The 15612-nt window shown below is 58.0% G+C and carries 17 protein-coding genes and 2 pseudogenes; 11 read left to right on the top strand and 8 right to left on the bottom strand.

All coding sequences use genetic code 11. From position 1 onward, the window contains the following. Window positions 1–850 (top strand): AMP-binding protein (locus ACIONG_RS25565; RefSeq protein WP_401303458.1); only part of this gene is annotated, 850 nt, incomplete at its 5' end. 255 nt (window positions 851–1105) lie between these two features. Here ACIONG_RS25565 and ACIONG_RS25570 read toward each other — a convergent pair. Next, a complete protein-coding gene (locus ACIONG_RS25570; RefSeq protein WP_103304002.1) occupies window positions 1106–1483 on the bottom strand; it encodes a hypothetical protein in 378 nt (125 codons plus the stop codon). A gap of 198 nt (window positions 1484–1681) precedes the next feature. Here ACIONG_RS25570 and ACIONG_RS25575 point away from each other — a divergent pair, with 198 nt between their 5' ends. From ACIONG_RS25575 to def, 3 genes are all read left to right on the top strand, one after another. Further along, window positions 1682–1873, top strand: coding sequence for a CsbD family protein (locus ACIONG_RS25575; RefSeq protein ID WP_401303460.1), 192 nt, complete (start codon window positions 1682–1684; stop codon window positions 1871–1873). 165 nt (window positions 1874–2038) lie between these two features. Continuing rightward, entirely contained in the window at window positions 2039–2989 is a 951-nt protein-coding gene (locus ACIONG_RS25580; RefSeq protein ID WP_103304004.1) for a YihY/virulence factor BrkB family protein, read from the top strand. 2 nt (window positions 2990–2991) lie between these two features. Continuing rightward, complete coding sequence (gene def, locus ACIONG_RS25585; RefSeq protein WP_401303463.1) at window positions 2992–3531, top strand: peptide deformylase; 540 nt, start codon at window positions 2992–2994, stop codon at window positions 3529–3531. A gap of 120 nt (window positions 3532–3651) precedes the next feature. On the opposite strand, the gene ACIONG_RS25590 is transcribed toward def, so the two are convergent. Continuing rightward, window positions 3652–4068 carry a GNAT family N-acetyltransferase gene (locus ACIONG_RS25590; RefSeq protein WP_401303465.1) on the bottom strand — a complete coding sequence of 139 codons (417 nt, stop codon included), beginning with the start codon at window positions 4066–4068 and terminating at the stop codon, window positions 3652–3654. Window positions 4069–4392: 324 nt separating this feature from the next. Here ACIONG_RS25590 and ACIONG_RS25595 point away from each other — a divergent pair, with 324 nt between their 5' ends. From ACIONG_RS25595 to ACIONG_RS25620, 6 genes and pseudogenes are all read left to right on the top strand, one after another. Continuing rightward, window positions 4393–5334, top strand: a complete 942-nt coding sequence (locus ACIONG_RS25595) for a fatty acid desaturase (RefSeq protein ID WP_401303466.1) — start codon at window positions 4393–4395, stop codon at window positions 5332–5334. Between the two features lie 141 nt (window positions 5335–5475). Further along, window positions 5476–6267, top strand: coding sequence for a phosphate/phosphite/phosphonate ABC transporter substrate-binding protein (locus tag ACIONG_RS25600; RefSeq protein WP_401303468.1), 792 nt, complete (start codon window positions 5476–5478; stop codon window positions 6265–6267). Between the two features lie 116 nt (window positions 6268–6383). Further along, complete coding sequence (locus ACIONG_RS25605) at window positions 6384–6911, top strand: sigma-70 family RNA polymerase sigma factor (protein ID WP_401303470.1); 528 nt, start codon at window positions 6384–6386, stop codon at window positions 6909–6911. Continuing rightward, window positions 6908–7921 (top strand): ABC transporter substrate-binding protein, encoded by a 1014-nt coding sequence (locus ACIONG_RS25610; RefSeq protein ID WP_315445628.1) that lies wholly within the window; start codon window positions 6908–6910, stop codon window positions 7919–7921. Before ACIONG_RS25605 ends, ACIONG_RS25610 begins: the two co-directional genes overlap by 4 nt. Before the next feature lie 579 nt (window positions 7922–8500). Beyond that, window positions 8501–9277 (top strand): annotated as a pseudogene (locus tag ACIONG_RS25615) (PAS domain-containing protein); the annotation flags it as partial. Window positions 9278–9391: 114 nt separating this feature from the next. Next, a pseudogene (locus ACIONG_RS25620) lies at window positions 9392–9820 on the top strand (methyl-accepting chemotaxis protein); the annotation flags it as partial. Between the two features lie 50 nt (window positions 9821–9870). Here the strand turns inward: ACIONG_RS25620 and ACIONG_RS25625 are convergent. The 4 genes from ACIONG_RS25625 to ACIONG_RS25640 form a co-directional block, all read right to left on the bottom strand. Then, window positions 9871–10293 (bottom strand): hypothetical protein, encoded by a 423-nt coding sequence (locus ACIONG_RS25625; protein ID WP_401303472.1) that lies wholly within the window; start codon window positions 10291–10293, stop codon window positions 9871–9873. Window positions 10294–10479: 186 nt separating this feature from the next. After that, window positions 10480–11037, bottom strand: a complete 558-nt coding sequence (locus ACIONG_RS25630) for a hypothetical protein (RefSeq protein WP_401303474.1) — start codon at window positions 11035–11037, stop codon at window positions 10480–10482. 154 nt (window positions 11038–11191) lie between these two features. Beyond that, the gene (locus tag ACIONG_RS25635; RefSeq protein ID WP_401303476.1) at window positions 11192–12616 is read right to left on the bottom strand and encodes an MFS transporter; all 1425 of its coding nucleotides are present in this window, start codon (window positions 12614–12616) and stop codon (window positions 11192–11194) included. 125 nt (window positions 12617–12741) lie between these two features. Next, window positions 12742–13182 (bottom strand): PACE efflux transporter, encoded by a 441-nt coding sequence (locus ACIONG_RS25640; RefSeq protein WP_103304016.1) that lies wholly within the window; start codon window positions 13180–13182, stop codon window positions 12742–12744. A 122-nt stretch (window positions 13183–13304) separates the two neighbouring features. Between ACIONG_RS25640 and ACIONG_RS25645 the strand changes: the two genes are divergently transcribed. Continuing rightward, window positions 13305–14177 (top strand): LysR family transcriptional regulator, encoded by an 873-nt coding sequence (locus ACIONG_RS25645; protein WP_401303478.1) that lies wholly within the window; start codon window positions 13305–13307, stop codon window positions 14175–14177. Between the two features lie 157 nt (window positions 14178–14334). Here ACIONG_RS25645 and ACIONG_RS25650 read toward each other — a convergent pair whose 3' ends face one another. Together ACIONG_RS25650 and ACIONG_RS25655 are read right to left on the bottom strand one after the other, a co-directional pair. Beyond that, the gene (locus tag ACIONG_RS25650; protein WP_401303479.1) at window positions 14335–15366 is read right to left on the bottom strand and encodes a LacI family DNA-binding transcriptional regulator; all 1032 of its coding nucleotides are present in this window, start codon (window positions 15364–15366) and stop codon (window positions 14335–14337) included. Window positions 15367–15388: 22 nt separating this feature from the next. After that, the coding region (locus ACIONG_RS25655; protein ID WP_401303481.1) for a hypothetical protein at window positions 15389–15612 on the bottom strand (224 nt) is incomplete at its 5' end.

The following is a 15612-nucleotide window of genomic DNA, read 5'->3' on the forward strand; positions in this document are numbered from 1 at the left end:
CAGCAACCCGCGCGACCTGCCGGCGATGGTCAAGGAACTGTCGAAGTGGAAGTTCAGCGGTTTCGTCGGCCTCAACACGCTGTTCGTGGCGCTGTGCAACAACGAAGGTTTCCGCAAGCTGGATTTCTCCGCGCTGAAAGTCACCCTGTCCGGCGGCATGGCCCTGCAACTGGCTGCCGCCGAACGCTGGAAAGCCGTGACCGGTTGCCCGATCTGCGAAGGTTACGGCATGACCGAAACCAGCCCGGTGGCCACGGTCAACCCGATCCAGAACATCCAGATCGGCACCATCGGCATTCCGGTGCCATCGACCCTGTGCAAAGTCATCGACGATAACGGTGTCGAGCAGCCGCTGGGCGAAATCGGTGAGCTGTGCGTCAAGGGCCCGCAAGTGATGAAGGGCTACTGGCAGCGTCAGGAAGCCACTGATGAAATGCTCGACAGCGAAGGCTGGCTGAAAACCGGCGACATCGCGCTGATCCAGCCGGACGGCTACATGCGCATTGTCGATCGCAAGAAAGACATGATTCTGGTCTCCGGTTTCAACGTCTACCCGAACGAACTGGAAGACGTGCTGGCAACTCTGCCGGGCGTGTTGCAGTGTGCCGCGATTGGTGTGCCGGACGAGAAGTCGGGTGAGGCGATCAAGATCTTCATCGTCGCCAAGCCGGGCGTGACCCTGACCAAGGAAACGGTGATGGAGCACATGCGCGCCAACGTCACTGGCTACAAGGTGCCGCGTTCGGTGGAATTCCGCGACGCGCTGCCGACCACCAACGTCGGCAAGATCCTGCGTCGCGAATTACGCGACGAAGAGCTGAAGAAGATCAAGGCGAAGAACGCCGCATAAAACAAAAAGCCCCGCCGATGCGGGGCTTTTTGTTGGTGGGCAGCGGGGTTTTAGATATCTGTTGTCTGGTTAAACCAGCCCCTCACCCCAGCCCTCTCCCAATGGGAGAGGGGGAAAGGGAGTAGATCTTCATGCTGTTCAAAGCCTGAGTTCAACTCGATATTTCAGGTCGGCGTACCTTGCCCAGACACCTCGGTCGGTCCCCTCTCCCTCTGGGAGAGGGCTAGGGTGAGGGAAAAGGGCTTCCCCCAAATCTTACTGGCGAAACGGCGCGAAATTCACGTTGGTGCCCGCCGGACGCATGTCCTGCAAGTAAGAATCCTTGTCCGCACTCAACTCCAGGCTCAACGCCGCTTTGCGCTTGCCCTCGTTGCGAATCACCAGACCTTCGAGCTTTTCACGCAGAAACACCGTCGGCACTTTCAGGTGCAGCAGTTCGTCGGTCGCCGGCGTGTGCATCAGCAGGTGAATCCACTCGTACTGACCAACGGCCAGGCGCGACACCGGCAGGTCGAACCACCAGATATTGCGGTTACGGTTGAGTTCGGCGAAGTGGCAGTTGTTGGAGCCGAGCACAGCGCCGCCCAGTTCCTGGTTTCTACGGGCAATGGCCTGCTTTTTATCGAGTTTCATAACATTCCTGCGGGATCTGATCTTTGGCGCACGGCGCCCATAGGTGCGCATTCTCGGGGCTGGGCGGGTAAACATAAAGCCCAACCTGCGCAGAGCGACGAAAAGAACCACCGAAAAATAAATGAAACTCCGCGCAAACCCGGCCGGTCAATCATTACGTACTGACTTTTCCCCCTAATTGCACCAAGGAGAAACACCATGAGTAGCACAGGCGATAAAGTAAAAGGCATGGCCAACGAAGCAGTCGGCAACGTCAAGCAAGGCGTCGGTAAAGCCACCGACAACACCAAGCTGCAAACCGAAGGCAAGATTCAAGAGAAAAAAGGCGAAGCCCAGCAAGCGGTTGGCAAAGCCAAAGACGCTGTGAAGAAAACCGTCGACAAGGCGTAATCGCGTCTTGAACGAAACAGCGAAGCGGCCATCCAAGGATGGCCGTTTTTGTGTCAAAAGCCTGCGCTGACCCCACCAAGGGTCGCCAAGTAGGCTACCGTGAGGTAAAAAACGGCCCCTGAGTCGCCACGACTTCAACCTGTATTGCGGCGAAAGGAGACGCGAATGATATTTCCGGACATGAAAGGTCTGCCCCTGCACCGGGTGATGGTGCGCACGGTCACTGAATTCGTCGATGACGAGATGTCGACTTATGCCTCGGCACTGGCCTACCAGATGCTGTTCTCGCTGTTCCCGTTCATCCTGTTTCTGATTGCCCTGATCGGTTTTCTGCACCTGCCGGATTTCTTCTCCTGGCTGCGCCTGCAATCGGAACTGGTGTTGCCGCCGCAAGCGCTGGAGCAGGTCAACCCGGTGATCGACCAGTTGCAGCAGTCCAAGGGCGGCTTGCTCTCGGTCGGTATCGTTATCGCCTTGTACACCGCTTCAGCGGGCGTGCGGCTGATGATGAGCGCCATGAACGCCGCTTATGACGTGGTCGAAGGCCGGCCGGTCTGGAAGCGTTTTCCGCTGTCGATTTTCTACACTGTCGGCATCGCCGGCATGCTGCTGGTGGCTGCTGCACTGATGGTGCTCGGGCCGCAGGTGATGGGCTGGATTGCCGCGCAGGTTGGCCTGGAAGAAGTCATCGTCACTGTCTGGACCATCGCGCGCTGGCCGGTGATCGTGATTTTGATGATGGTCGCCGTGGCCCTGATCTATTACGTGATGCCCGACGTCAAACAGGAATTCCGTTTCATCACGCCGGGTTCGGTATTGGCCGTGGTGGTGTGGATCATCGCTTCGTTGGGTTTCGCGTTCTACGTGAAAACCTTCGCCAACTACAACGCGATGTATGGCAGCATCGGCGCGATCATCGTGCTGTTGCTGTATTTCTACATTTCCGCGGCGGTGTTGTTGCTCGGTGCGGAGATGAATGCGGTGATCGAGCACATGTCCAGCGAAGGCAAGGACGAGGGCGAGAAAGTCCCCGGCGAACTGGACGAACATCCCAAACAACACGTCTCGGGCCTGGGCCGCGATCACTCGCTCAAGCCGGACACTGACGAAGTCTGATCATGATCCGTGAAATCCTCAAAATGGGCGATGAACGCCTGCTGCGTATCGCTCCGCCCGTCCCGCCGGAAATGTTCGACAGCCCCGAGTTGTGGCAACTGATCGACGACATGTTCCAGACCATGGAAAGCGTCGGCGGCGTCGGCTTGGCCGCACCGCAGATCGGTGTCGACCTGCGACTGGTGATCTTCGGTTTCGAGCACAGCGAACGTTACCCGGACGCCGAAGCAGTGCCGCAGACAATACTGATCAATCCGTTGATCACGCCGTTGAATCCGTTGATGGAAGAGGGCTTTGAGGGCTGCCTGTCGGTGCCGGGTTTGCGTGGTGCGGTGGAGCGTTATCAGCAGATTCGCTATGAAGGGTTTGATCCGAAGGGCCAGCCGATTGTGCGGGTGGCTTCGGGTTTCCACGCGCGCGTTGTGCAGCACGAATGCGATCATTTGATCGGCCGGTTATACCCGTCGCGCATCACCGACTTCAGCAAGTTCGGCTTCACCGAAGTGATGTTCCCCGACCTCGATCCAACCGCCGACGATTAACCCAGGCCAACACATTCCCTTTGTAGGAGTGAGCCTGCTCGCGATAGCGGTCTGTCAGTCACCGAAAATGTCACTGACACACTGCTATCGCGAGCAAGCTCACTCCTACAGGGTTTTGCATCAGATTGAAGGTTTGCGCTCCATCGCGATCATCGGCTTGCTCCGCGCATACCGGCTCAATCGCTCCGCCATCGCCTGCGGCAGGGCCGGGTCGACCGTGAACCCGCGCCGCTCATAAAACCCGCGCAAATCCGGATGGCAGAACAGCCACACTGGCTCCGTTACATCCTGCACCGCCGCAGCGATCAACTGTGCGGCAAGCCCCTGTTCACGACACGCCGGATCAACAAACAACCCCGTCAACCATTGCCCGCCCGCCACCGGCCGCAAACACAACGCCGCGACAATGTCGCCACGCCGGGCCACCCACAAGTGTGCATCGCGCACGGCTTTCATCGAGGATTGATGGCTGCGGTAAAACTTGTTCATCAACGGCCAGAGAGACTCGTCGAGCAGGCTGTATTGGGTATCGGGCATGGGATCGGACTGTCGGTGGGCAAAGCGTCGATTATAAAAGAACGCACGCCTCGGGATAGGTGTATACCTGAGCCTACAGCCCTGTGAGTGGAGTACCCATCATGTCCAAAGGTTTGAATTCCAAGAAAGCCGACAAGAAAAAACCGGCCAAGACCGCCATTGAAAAACGCGCGGAGAAAAAAGCCAAGAAAGTCGACATTTTCGGCCATTGATCGCACCCAACAGGAGCCCGGTTCTCGGGCTCCTGCCTGAATCCGAAAAATAATCTGCAGGATTCATCGACGTCGTTGCACAGAAGGGCAAGATCCCGTTTCGAGCAACGCCATGCCCCATTACTTCGACGCCGCCCATCGCGAGCAAATCGACACCCTGCGCCAACGCTTCACTGCCCGCACCGAGTGGCCGACCTGGCTGTTGCTGATCGGCGTGTATGGCGCCTGGTTCGCCATCGTCCTCAACAGCGATTGGCTCGGTCGTGGCTGGAGCACCGTGCTGCTGATTCCGCTGCTGGTGCTGTGGTTGTCGGTTCAACATGAACTGCTCCACGGGCATCCGACCCGCTCGACCTTCGTCAACAAAGTCCTCGGTTATGCGCCGTTTGCGGTGTGGTATCCGTACACGCTGTATCGCGACAGTCATTTGTTGCATCACCGCGATGCAGACCTGACCGTTCCCGGTGTCGATCCGGAAAGTCGTTACCTGACGGCGGCGGGCTGGCAGGGCAGTTCGTTGTTCGAGCGCGGCCTGCATTGGCTGAACAAAACCGTCCTCGGTCGATTCGTGATTGGTGCGCCGCTGGGGCTCTTGGCGCTGGCGAGTGAGGAACTGCAACGGCTGAAGAACGGCGACCGCCAAGCGTGGCTGATGTGGCTGACTCACGGCGCGTTTACGTTGTTGATGCTGTGGTTCATCGCCCGCTACAGCGCCTTGCCGGTGTGGCATTACCTGCTGCTGATCAGTGTGCCGGCGCTGTCGATTGCAATGATCCGCTCCTACTATGAACATCGTCCGCACGCGCAACCTGAGCAACGCACGGTGCTCAACGAAGCCGCATGGCCGTGGCGCTGGCTGTTTCTGAATCTGAATTTTCATCTGGTGCATCACGACTTGCCGGGGCTGGCGTGGTACGACTTGCCGCAGGCATACCGGATGCGCCGTGAGCAATGGCTGGCGCGCAGTGGCGGGTTTCTGGTGCGAGGGTATGGGCAGTTGTGGCGGCGGCATGGTTTCAAGCCGATCGACAGTCCGCAGCATCCGTTTCACTGACCGCACGGCCACCGCTAAACCCTGTGGGAGCGGGCGTGCCCGCGAAGGCGATCTGTCTGAAAACAATGATGTTGGAGGTGCTGGCCTCTTCGCGGGCAAGCCCGCTCCCACAGGGTTATTTATGGGTAGGGAAGGATGGGGATGACCCAACACCACATAGAGCTTCTGATGTATGTCGCGCCTGAGCCCATCCGTGCAGCGAACGAGCGCTGGATTTCACGCATCCTCGAACACCTGGGCGTGATTCGTCTGAACGCGGAAAACCTGTCGCTGCCGGAACTATGGCTTTCGCCGGATTTGCTGCTGACCCAAACCTGCGGTTATCCATTGATGACGGCGCTACGCGGCAAGGTCCGAATCGTCGGCCGTCCTCGTTACGAACTCCCCGACGCCAGCGCCGGCAACCATTGCAGCCTGATCCTCTGCCGCGCCGATGACCCGCGCAAAATCCTCGCGGACTTTCGCAACAGTCGCGGAGTGATCAACAGCGAGGATTCCAACAGCGGCATGAACCTGTTGCGCCAACGCCTGGCGCCGTTGCAGCAGAACGGCCAGTTTTTCGCCTCGGTCGGCGTCAGCGGCGGACACCGCGAGAGTCTTCGCTGGTTGCGCGAAAATCTTGCCGATCTGGCCGCCATCGACAGCGTGACCTACGCCTGTCTTGCACAGTACGCACCCGAGGAGGTCAGCGGATTACGGCTGGTGGCGCGCAGTGCCTTCAGCCCGACGCTGCCGTTCATTACCGTTGCCAATGCCACGGATGAGCAAGGCGAGCAGTTGCGCCGAGTGATGAATCAATCACTGCGTGAGCTTCCCGACGTCGCACAGACATTGGGGCTGGTTGAAGTGCTGTCGGCCACTGAAAGCGACTATCGGGTGATTCTCGATTATCAGCGTGAGGCTGAAGATTTGGGTTACGGCCGCTTACGCTGAAAGATCAAAAATGAATATAAAAATAAGATTTAAATATTATTAATGCATAAGGCGCCTTGCTACGATCGCGCCACCGGAACACCGGACATTCAGCGACCCTTCACCAAGGAGCCCTTATGTCCGGCGCCGATCTGTCTCACCGCCAGCAACTCGAAAAGCTGTTCCGTGCCCACTATCACTGGCTCTGCAGCTACCTGCGCCGGCATCTGCATGACGCAGCCAGCGTTGAGGACATCGCCGCCGAAACCTTTGCGCAACTGCTCGAAGCCCCCAGCCTGACCGCGATCCGTGAACCTCGCGCGTTGCTCACCACCGTCGCCCAACGCCTGTTATATCAACGCTGGCGCCGCGCCGACCTGGAGCGCCGTCACCAGCAGCAGATCGATGTGGATTACGCCGCCTCGCCGGAAGACATCGCGCAATTGACCCAAACCCTCAGCCGCCTCGATCACAGCCTGCAACGGTTGCCGGGCAAAGTCCGCTCGACCTTTCTGCTCGCACGCATCGATGGCCTGACCTACCCGCAAATCGCCGCCGAACTGGGCATCTCGCAGCGTTCGGTCAGCGTCTACATGAGCCGTTCCCAGGCACTGTGCGAGCGCCACAGTGCCAATCAATTCCTACAAGACAAGAGGTCTGCATGAGATCGATCAAAACCCTGCTCGGCGGTTCGCTGCTGGCACTGAGCCTGAGCGTCGGCGCCGTTTCGGCGGCGGAGCAAACCGCACCGATTCACTTTGGTGACATCACTTGGGAAAGCGGCAGCTTCATCACCGAAGTGCTGCGCCTGATTGTCGAGAAAGGCTACGGCTACTCGACGGATACGCTGCCGGGCAGCACCGTCAGTCTGGAAGCAGCGCTGGCGAAAAACGATATTCAGGTGATCGGCGAGGAATGGGCCGGGCGCAGTCCGGCGTGGGTAAAAGCGGCCAATGAGGGCAAAGTCTTCGGTCTCGGCGACACAGTCAAAGGCGCCACTGAAGGCTGGTGGGTGCCGGAGTACGTGATCAAGGGCGACCCCGAGCGCGGGATCAAGCCATTGGCGCCGGAGCTGAAATCAGTGGCGGACCTGCCGCGCTATAAAGACGTGTTCCGCGACCCGGAAGACCCGAGCCGTGGGCGCTTCCTCAACAGCCCGACCGGTTGGACTTCGGAGATCGTCAACAGCCAGAAGCTCAAGGCCTATGCCCTGAACGACAGCTTCGTCAATTTCCGCACCGGCTCCGGCGCGGCGCTGGATGCCGAAGTGGCGTCGTCGATCAAGCGCGGCAAACCGGTGCTGTTTTACTACTGGTCGCCGACGCCACTGTTGGGTCGTTTCAAACTGGTGAAGCTTGAAGAGCCGCCGTTCGATGCCGAAGCCTGGAAGACTCTGGCCGATGCGAACAACCCGAATCCGAAAGGCACGCGCTCGATGCCGGCGAGCCTGGCGATTGGCGTATCAGCACCGTTCAAGGCGCAGTATCCGGAACTGGTGAGGTTTTTTGAAAAGGTCGATTTGCCGATTGATCTGCTCAACCAGACGCTGGCCGGGATGAGTGAAAAACGCCAGCAACCACGCGTGGTGGCAGAGGCGTTTTTGCGTGATCAGCCGCAAGTCTGGAAGCCATGGGTGCCGGGTGACGTAGCTGACAAGGTGAGTGGAAGTCTGTAAGTCATTTCTGTTGTTTTTGTAGTGTTTGTAATGGCCTCTTCACTGGCAAGCCAGCTCCCACAGAAATTGCACTCATTGGAAATAGTGCAGAACCCTGTGGGAGCTGGCTTGCCAGCGATTATGTCCGCCTCGCCAAAACCTCCCCGCGCTGAACCGATTCTTGTGCAAAAAGTGCCAGATACTGGCCGACTAGTGGCCTTGCGCAAGGCTTTGCGCTGTCTATGCTCACACATAACTAACTATGTCGACCGTCATGCCAAACATGCCGCGCGTACAGCGTTAGCCCCTGATTCATGCTGCCAGAGTGCGCAATCCGAGGCACCGACACTGAACCAACAAGGAGCATCATTTAAATGGAAGTTCTTCAACACGTTAGGGCTGGCCCGCGAGCGGGCTATCAAGAGAAGGATGTCTTGATTAGAGCGTCGCTGCATGGACTCTCCGATTGATCATCATTTATCACCTGACAACTTCCTCCCGTGGAGGAATGCGTGTGCCTGTTCTGTGGAACGTAGTGGTGGATTCTGAAAGACCTGAACTTTCATCAAATCAAAAGACCGCGCTGAAGGTGATACAACCATGTTCAACCTACATCACAAGGCTGACCTGCAGGAAATCGAGCGATTCAGTTGTGCGCTGACTGAGGCCAACGCCAAGTTGGCCGCGATCAGCCGTTCGATGGCAATGATCGAGTTCACCCCCGAAGGTATTGTTCTGGATGCCAACGAGAACTTCTGCAAAACCATGGGCTACAGCGCTGAAGAAGTGCGCGGCAAGCATCACCGGATCTTTTGCGAGGAAGTCTTCTATCGCAGCGAGGAGTACGCCAAGTTGTGGCGCGATCTCGCTCGAGGCGAGCCGATCAGTGGGACTTTCCTGCGCTTGAACAAAAGCGGCAAGGAAGTCTGGCTCGAAGCCAGCTACATGCCGGTGTATGGCCAGGACAAGCAAGTCAGAAGTGTGATCAAAGTGGCGTCGGACATTACCGCGCGGATCAACAAGGAACATGAAGAAGAAAGCATGCTGGCGGCCATCGGTCGCTCGATGGCGGTGATCGAGTTCACCCCCGAAGGCAATGTCATCAGCGCCAACGAAAACTTTCTGAAAACCATGCAGTATTCGCTCAACGAAGTCGTCGGCCATCACCACAGCCTGTTTTGCCATCGCGCCGAGGCCGAGTCAGCGCAATACAAGGCGTTCTGGGCCTCGCTCAATCGCGGCGAATATCACTCGCACCGTTTCGAGCGCAAGAACAAGTCCGGGCAGATGGTTTACCTGGAAGCGTCGTATAACCCGCTGTTCGATGCGAAAGGGCGACTGTACAAAGTGGTGAAGTTCGCCAGCGACATCACCCATCAAATGACCACGCTGCAAAACGCGGCGGAATCGGCCCACAGCACTTCGGTACAAAACGACGCCTGCGCGCAAAAAGGCTCACAGGTCGTGCAGCAAACCGTGCAGATCATTCAGGACATTTCCCGCGACCTCAACGAAGCCGCGGTCAGCATCGATGCGGTCAGCAAACAGTCGGACATCATTGGCACCATCGTCCAGACCATTCGCGGCATCGCCGATCAAACCAATCTGCTGGCGCTGAATGCCGCCATCGAAGCGGCTCGAGCCGGTGAGCATGGGCGTGGATTCGCGGTAGTGGCGGATGAGGTGCGCAGCCTCGCAGCCCGTACCAGCCAGGCGACGCTGGAAATTGTCGAAGTGGTGCGCAAGAACCATGATCTGTCACTGAGCGCGGTGTCGAGCATGCAATCGAGCCTGAGTCGCACCGGGCTCGGGGTGGAACTGGCGAACGAGGCGGGGGAGGTGATTCTGGAGATTCAGCAGGGGTCGCGGCATGTGGTCGATGCGATCAGCCAGTTCAATGAGACGCTGCAACTGAACTGATGAAGGTATAAGCACAGCCCCGCCAATGCGCGGGGCTGTGGGCTGACAATTTAAACAACAGGCTTAGTGTATTCCTGCAGTGAAAAAGTCCCGTGGATATCTCCACGCAACCCAGGGCTTTCAATGGGTACGGCGGTGAATCGGAAGCTGCCTTTAATGAAGTATTTTTCGAAATCCACTTCGTCTAACGTAAATTCGCCTTCCGTAGCCATCCAGGATTCATCTGATTTTCTTGGGTTATAAAATGCGTAGCCCTGTGCCAAATCATATTTGCCAACCTTGATTGGACCGCGTATGTCAATCCGGCATCCCCAAGGCAACTCGTTGGGATCATCGTAATTCCATCCTCGAAGTGTCAGAGAGTTCGAAGATAATTCCACGCTATGTATCTTGGTTGGCACCACAATCTCTTCGCCACCGTTTTCTCGCGCTCTCAAATTGAAGCGCCCACTGGCTTTGGTTTTTTCGCTCATGACCTGTCTTCCTTGTCTGTTAATCGAGGGCATTGCCCCCAGCCGGATGGCAGGTCGATGTTTACTCGGTTCACCCAGAGCGTCTACTGTCAGAAATTACAGGTGGCGGGGTTTATGCGACGAGTGGTCTACCTGCTGAAAACAAAAAAAGTCCCTTTCAGGACTTTTTTATCAAACACGTAGCGATCAAAGCGCGGCGAGAAACTTGTCCGCCAACTTGTCGCTGTCCTTCACGTCATTGACGTTTTCTTTCTCGGACTGCGCCAACTTCATCTTGTCCTGCATGCGCTCGGCGATCTCCTTGCCGATTGCCAGTTGTTTCTCTGGCGGCATGTTCTGGATGTCTTCTTCGGTAATGCCCAGATTCCGGAGGATGTTGTCGCGCAGACGCTGTTCCGGCGACTTGCTCATGTAGTCCTTGAACTCGTCGGTAGCCGAAGGAGTGGCTTTGGTCGCGTCGGAGATATCGGTGGCTTGCAGGTTGACGCGGGTCTTGGCGAACGCTTCGTCGACGTTGTCGCTGATGCGCGTCGCTTCGGCAACTTGCTGAGTAGCAATCTGCGTGGCCGAATCCTGGACCTTGGCGGTCGCGTCGGTGGCTTGCGCCTGCGTCTGGTTTTGCAGGGTCTGCAGCATGGCACCGTGCAGGCCGCCTTGCAGACCGGCTGCGGCGGTGGAGGTGGCGTCGTCATTCAGCTGCTTGGGCAGGTGGATGATTTGCTGATGTTTGGCGCTGACCAACATGATGAATTGACCTGTAGGTAATTGCTGACTGCCGTACAGCAGCAATTAACGTGCCCGTCCCGCAAGTGCTTGTATTTCAACAGGTTGGTCAACAAACCGGCGATGAAAAGCGGTCAGCCGTTGCCGATAGACGGCAGAAGATGACCGCCGGTCCTCAGCGATGGGCAATGTTCTCCAGCGCCAGATTGCGCGTGCGCGGGCCGAAGTAGCCGATGGTCAGCATCACGATCAACATGCTGCTGACAATGAACGCCAACACCCCGGGCGTACCGAAGTTGTCGAGAAACAGGCCGATCAACAGACTGCTGAATACCGTCGACAAGCGACTGAACGAATAGCAGAAACCCACCGCCCGCGCGCGGATATTGGTCGGGAACAATTCGCTCTGGTAGGAGTGATAACTGAAGCTCAGCCAGGCGTTGCAGAAGGTGATCATCACCCCACAGAAGATCAGTCCGAACGCACTGGTCTGCAGGGCAAACAAAGTACCGAAGGTCATGGCGCCAAGGGCCGAGCCGACAATCTGCCATTTGTTCTCGAAACGGTTGGCGAACTTCACGAACAGCAACGGCCCGAGCGGGTAGGCGAGGGTGATGATGAACGCATACATCAGGCTGTGAGTAACGCTGACGCCCTGGCCGGAAAGCAGCGCCGGCAGCCAGTTGCCGAAGCCGAAGAAACCGATGGCCTGGAAGATGTGGAAGACGATCAGCATCAGCGCGCGACGGCGATAGGGCGGCTGCCAGATGTCGGCGAAACGGCCCTTGCCTTCAACGTCCACGGGGACGGCCTCGGGGGCATCCAGCGGTTTACCGTGATCTTTCTCGCAACGAGCCTCAATGCTATCGAGAATCCGATTGGCCTCATCGAAACGCCCATGCTGAGCGAGCCAGCGCGGCGACTCCGGCAGGCGCTTGCGCAACCACCAGATGAACAGCGCAAACACCGCGCTGGCCAACACCACCCAGCGCCAGCCACTGACGCCGAACGGCGCCTGCGACACCAGCCACCACGACATCAACGCCACCGCCGGTACCGACAGGAACTGCACGAAAAACGCGAAGGCAAACGCCGAGCTGCGCATGCGCTTGGGCACCAGTTCCGAGAGGTAGGCGTCGATGGTCACCAGTTCGATGCCCAAGCCAATGCCCACCAGAAAACGCATGCAGATGATCCCCAGCGCCGAACTCTGAATGCCCATCAGCACCGTCGCGACCGTGTACCAGACCAGCGCGAAGGTGAAGATGGCGCGGCGGCCAAAGCGATCCGCCAAGGGGCTGAGCAGACTGGCGCCGAGGAACAGGCCGAGGAAGGTCGCCGAGGCAAAAGCTGCCTGATCGGAGAAACCGAACACACCCTGATTGCCGGTGGCGAAGATGCCGTCGCGGATCAGTCCGGGGCTGATGTAGGCGGTCTGGAACAGGTCGTAGAGTTCGAAAAATCCACCGATCGACAGCAGCGCCACCAGTCGCCAGATCGTCGCGACGGCCGGGAGGCGGTCGATGCGGGCGGACACCTGGGCGGCGCGAATCGGGTCGATGCCGTCGCTTTGCGCGGCGGCGGGGGCGTGAGCAGTCATGGGCTGATCCATTTTTTATTGATGGAAAAGCTTAGCCTGCTATCGGAGTTAACGGATTGTGAATATTGGCGGTTTACTCCGTTAAACCGCTGATTTTTTGCAATATCTGTTTACGAATTAACGATTTATGCCGCAGCGGTCGAATCCGGTAGCGCTGAGGCTGGCAAGCCGAACACTCGATCAAACAGCCAGTTGAAGGCAAACGTGTAGCAAGGAATGAAGATGATCAGCGCCAGATCCAACAGAAATGCCTGCACCAGACTGATGTTCATCCACCAGGCGATCAACGGAATGAGGAACACGATCAGCGTCAGTTGAAATCCGATGGCGTGGGCAATCCGCCGTTTCACTGTGCGGGTGCGCGACGGTTGGCGGCTTTCCCAGTGCTCGAACAGCGAGGTGTAAATGAAATTCCAGGTCACGGCGATGGTGGTGATGATCACCGCCAATGGCCCGGTGCTGCCCGGTGACGTCCCGGACAACAACGCCAGGCCGAGGGCGGAGAAGGTCATGCCGATCACTTCGTAGAGCGACACGTAGACCAGTTTGCGTTTGACGCCTTGCATGGGGGTTTGCCTCTTTCTTCAAATTCATTGGCCAGCGGGGCTGGCGCAGGCGACGAAAGATAGCTTCAATAGTGCTGACAGAAAAAGTCAGTAGCTTTCAGTTTTATTGATAGGTGGTAGGCGTGAATTTCAACAGCGACAGCATCGAACTGTTCCTCGCGGTGATAGAGCGCGGCTCGTTTTCCGCCGCCGCCCGTGCGCTGGGCAAAGTCCCGTCGGCAGTGAGCATGGGCATCGGCAATCTTGAGGCGGAACTCGGTTATCCGTTGTTCGACCGTAGCCACCGCGAACCGCAGCCGACGGCGATGGCATTGTCACTGGTGCCGCATGCGCGGCTGATCGCCGAGCAACTCAAGCAATTGCGGGTGCACGCGGTGGAGTTGTCGTTGGGGCTGGAGAGCAAGCTGTCGATCGGTGTGGTGGCGGACATCGACCGTCGGCGCTTGCTGGCGGCGATCAAGGTGATGACCGAGCGCCATCCGCTGCTCGACATCGAAGTGCTGACCGCACCGCAGGATGACGTGCTGGCGATGCTGCACAGTGGCCGTGTCAGCGTGTGCCTGGCGTTTGCCGGGTTGAGCGTGAACGTGCTGGAGCAGTTTCAGTTTGTCGGCAGCGAGCGAATGATCGCCACACTGGCGGCGGACAGTCCGTTGTTGCAGGGGAAGGGTTTGTTTTTGGAGGATCTGGTGCACGTCCGGCAGATCTTCGTCGCCAGCCGTGATTTGCCGATCAGCGATACACGGCCGCTGGTGGCGCAATCGCACTGGCGCACCGACAGCCTTGAGACGGCGATGGAAATGGTCGAAGCGGGATTGGGCTGGGGCAACTTCCCACTGTCGATGGTGCAGCCGTGGCTGGACAGCGGCCGTTTGAAACGGCTGAATTTTCGCAACATCGAAAACGGCCTGGTGCTGCCGGTGCATGCGGTGTGGCTCAAGAGCCAGCCGCTCCAGAAAGGCGCATTGGCACTGGTTGAACTACTCAGCCATTAGAAACAGTGAATATCCAATGTGGGAGCTGGCTTGCCAGCGATAGCGTCGTGTCAGCCAACCATTTATCGACTGACCTGACGCCATCGCTGGCAAGCCAGCTCCCACAGGGATTGCGATTGTCCCCTGGCTTTTTGATTGCCAAAGAAAAAATGTGGGATCAGGTGCTTTCGCGGATTCTCAGTTCGAAGCCCATGTCTTCCACCGGCCGCGCCACGCTGTTGCCGGCCATCAATGTCAGCATCTGCTCGGCTGCGCGCCGGCCGATCGCCTCGCGCGGGGTGTTGATGCTGCTCAGGCGCGGCACCATGTGCTCGGACATCGGCAGATCGTTGAAGCCGAGAATCGCCACTTGCTCGGGAATCTTGATCCCGATACGCAGCGCTTCGAGCAGTGCGCCCTGCGCCAGGTCGTCGTTACCAAAGAAGATCGCATCGACATCCGGATGCGCCGAGAGCAATTGCAGGAACAACTCACCGCCTAAACCAACTGAAGAGGAGCGCGGTGTCAGCACTTCCAGATCCGGGTCGTACTTGCCGGCCTTCTGCAGGGCTTTGCGGAAACCTTCGCCGCGCAGCAACGTACGCTGATCGAGTTGTGCGCCTATATAAGCCAGACGCTTGCGCCCGCGAGAAAGCAAATGCTCGGCCGCGGTTTCACCGGCACTGAGTTGCGAAAATCCCACGCAATTCACCCCTGCCGCACTGTCCAGTTCCATCATGTAGACGCAGGGAATATTGCTGGCTTCGATCATCCGTCGCGAACTTTCGGTGCGATCAAACCCGGTCAGCAGAAAGCCGCGTGGCTGATAAGCCATGTAGTTGCGCAACAGGTTTTCTTCTTCATCGCGCGAGTAGTGGAAGTTGCCGATCAGCACTTCGAAGCCCTTGGGCGTCAACACCCGATGGATGGCTTCCAGCGTATCGATGAACAAGAGGTTGGATAACGAGGGCACCAGAACCACCACCGAATGGCTCTGCGCCGAGGCCAAGGCGCGGGCGGCGGGGTTGACCACGTAGTTGAGTTCACTGGCGGCTTTTTGCACTTTCTCCACAAGTTCGGTGGCCACGGTGCTGACCCCGCGCAAGGCGCGCGAGGCGGTAATCGGGCTGACGCCGGCCAAACGGGCAACTTCATTCAGGGTGGGACGGCCGGTGGTGCGGGTATTTTTATCGTTTTTAGGGGTGGTCATCGGGCGGCTTGCCAAACAAAAATCAAGGCACTAAGGTAGCGCTGTCCTGATGCAGCTGTAAATGCGTAAGCGAGGTCCTGCCTGATCTTCGCTTTTTGGCGCTGGGAACAAAACCTGCTGCAACCCAAAAAAACGACAAGAAGGCGTCGGCAACTTCTGCCTGTGCACTAGAGTCATAGCTAGCAAAGGTAGCGCTGTCTGCGCGCTGAGGTGTTATATGAGTCATCCCATCACCGCCCTGGTCAT

It is taken from the genome of Pseudomonas sp. NPDC087817 (assembly GCF_044742875.1).
GTDB lineage: Bacteria > Pseudomonadota > Gammaproteobacteria > Pseudomonadales > Pseudomonadaceae > Aquipseudomonas.

Coding starts and splice junctions, on each gene's coding strand:
- ACIONG_RS25570 (WP_103304002.1), bottom strand. CDS start 1,483: ATGAAACTCGATAAAAAGCAGGCCATTGCCCGTAGAAACCAGGAACTG.
- ACIONG_RS25575 (WP_401303460.1), top strand. CDS start 1,682: ATGAGTAGCACAGGCGATAAAGTAAAAGGCATGGCCAACGAAGCAGTC.
- ACIONG_RS25580 (WP_103304004.1), top strand. CDS start 2,039: ATGATATTTCCGGACATGAAAGGTCTGCCCCTGCACCGGGTGATGGTG.
- def (WP_401303463.1), top strand. CDS start 2,992: ATGATCCGTGAAATCCTCAAAATGGGCGATGAACGCCTGCTGCGTATC.
- ACIONG_RS25590 (WP_401303465.1), bottom strand. CDS start 4,068: ATGCCCGATACCCAATACAGCCTGCTCGACGAGTCTCTCTGGCCGTTG.
- ACIONG_RS25595 (WP_401303466.1), top strand. CDS start 4,393: ATGCCCCATTACTTCGACGCCGCCCATCGCGAGCAAATCGACACCCTG.
- ACIONG_RS25600 (WP_401303468.1), top strand. CDS start 5,476: ATGACCCAACACCACATAGAGCTTCTGATGTATGTCGCGCCTGAGCCC.
- ACIONG_RS25605 (WP_401303470.1), top strand. CDS start 6,384: ATGTCCGGCGCCGATCTGTCTCACCGCCAGCAACTCGAAAAGCTGTTC.
- ACIONG_RS25610 (WP_315445628.1), top strand. CDS start 6,908: ATGAGATCGATCAAAACCCTGCTCGGCGGTTCGCTGCTGGCACTGAGC.
- ACIONG_RS25625 (WP_401303472.1), bottom strand. CDS start 10,293: ATGAGCGAAAAAACCAAAGCCAGTGGGCGCTTCAATTTGAGAGCGCGA.
- ACIONG_RS25630 (WP_401303474.1), bottom strand. CDS start 11,037: ATGTTGGTCAGCGCCAAACATCAGCAAATCATCCACCTGCCCAAGCAG.
- ACIONG_RS25635 (WP_401303476.1), bottom strand. CDS start 12,616: ATGACTGCTCACGCCCCCGCCGCCGCGCAAAGCGACGGCATCGACCCG.
- ACIONG_RS25640 (WP_103304016.1), bottom strand. CDS start 13,182: ATGCAAGGCGTCAAACGCAAACTGGTCTACGTGTCGCTCTACGAAGTG.
- ACIONG_RS25650 (WP_401303479.1), bottom strand. CDS start 15,366: ATGACCACCCCTAAAAACGATAAAAATACCCGCACCACCGGCCGTCCC.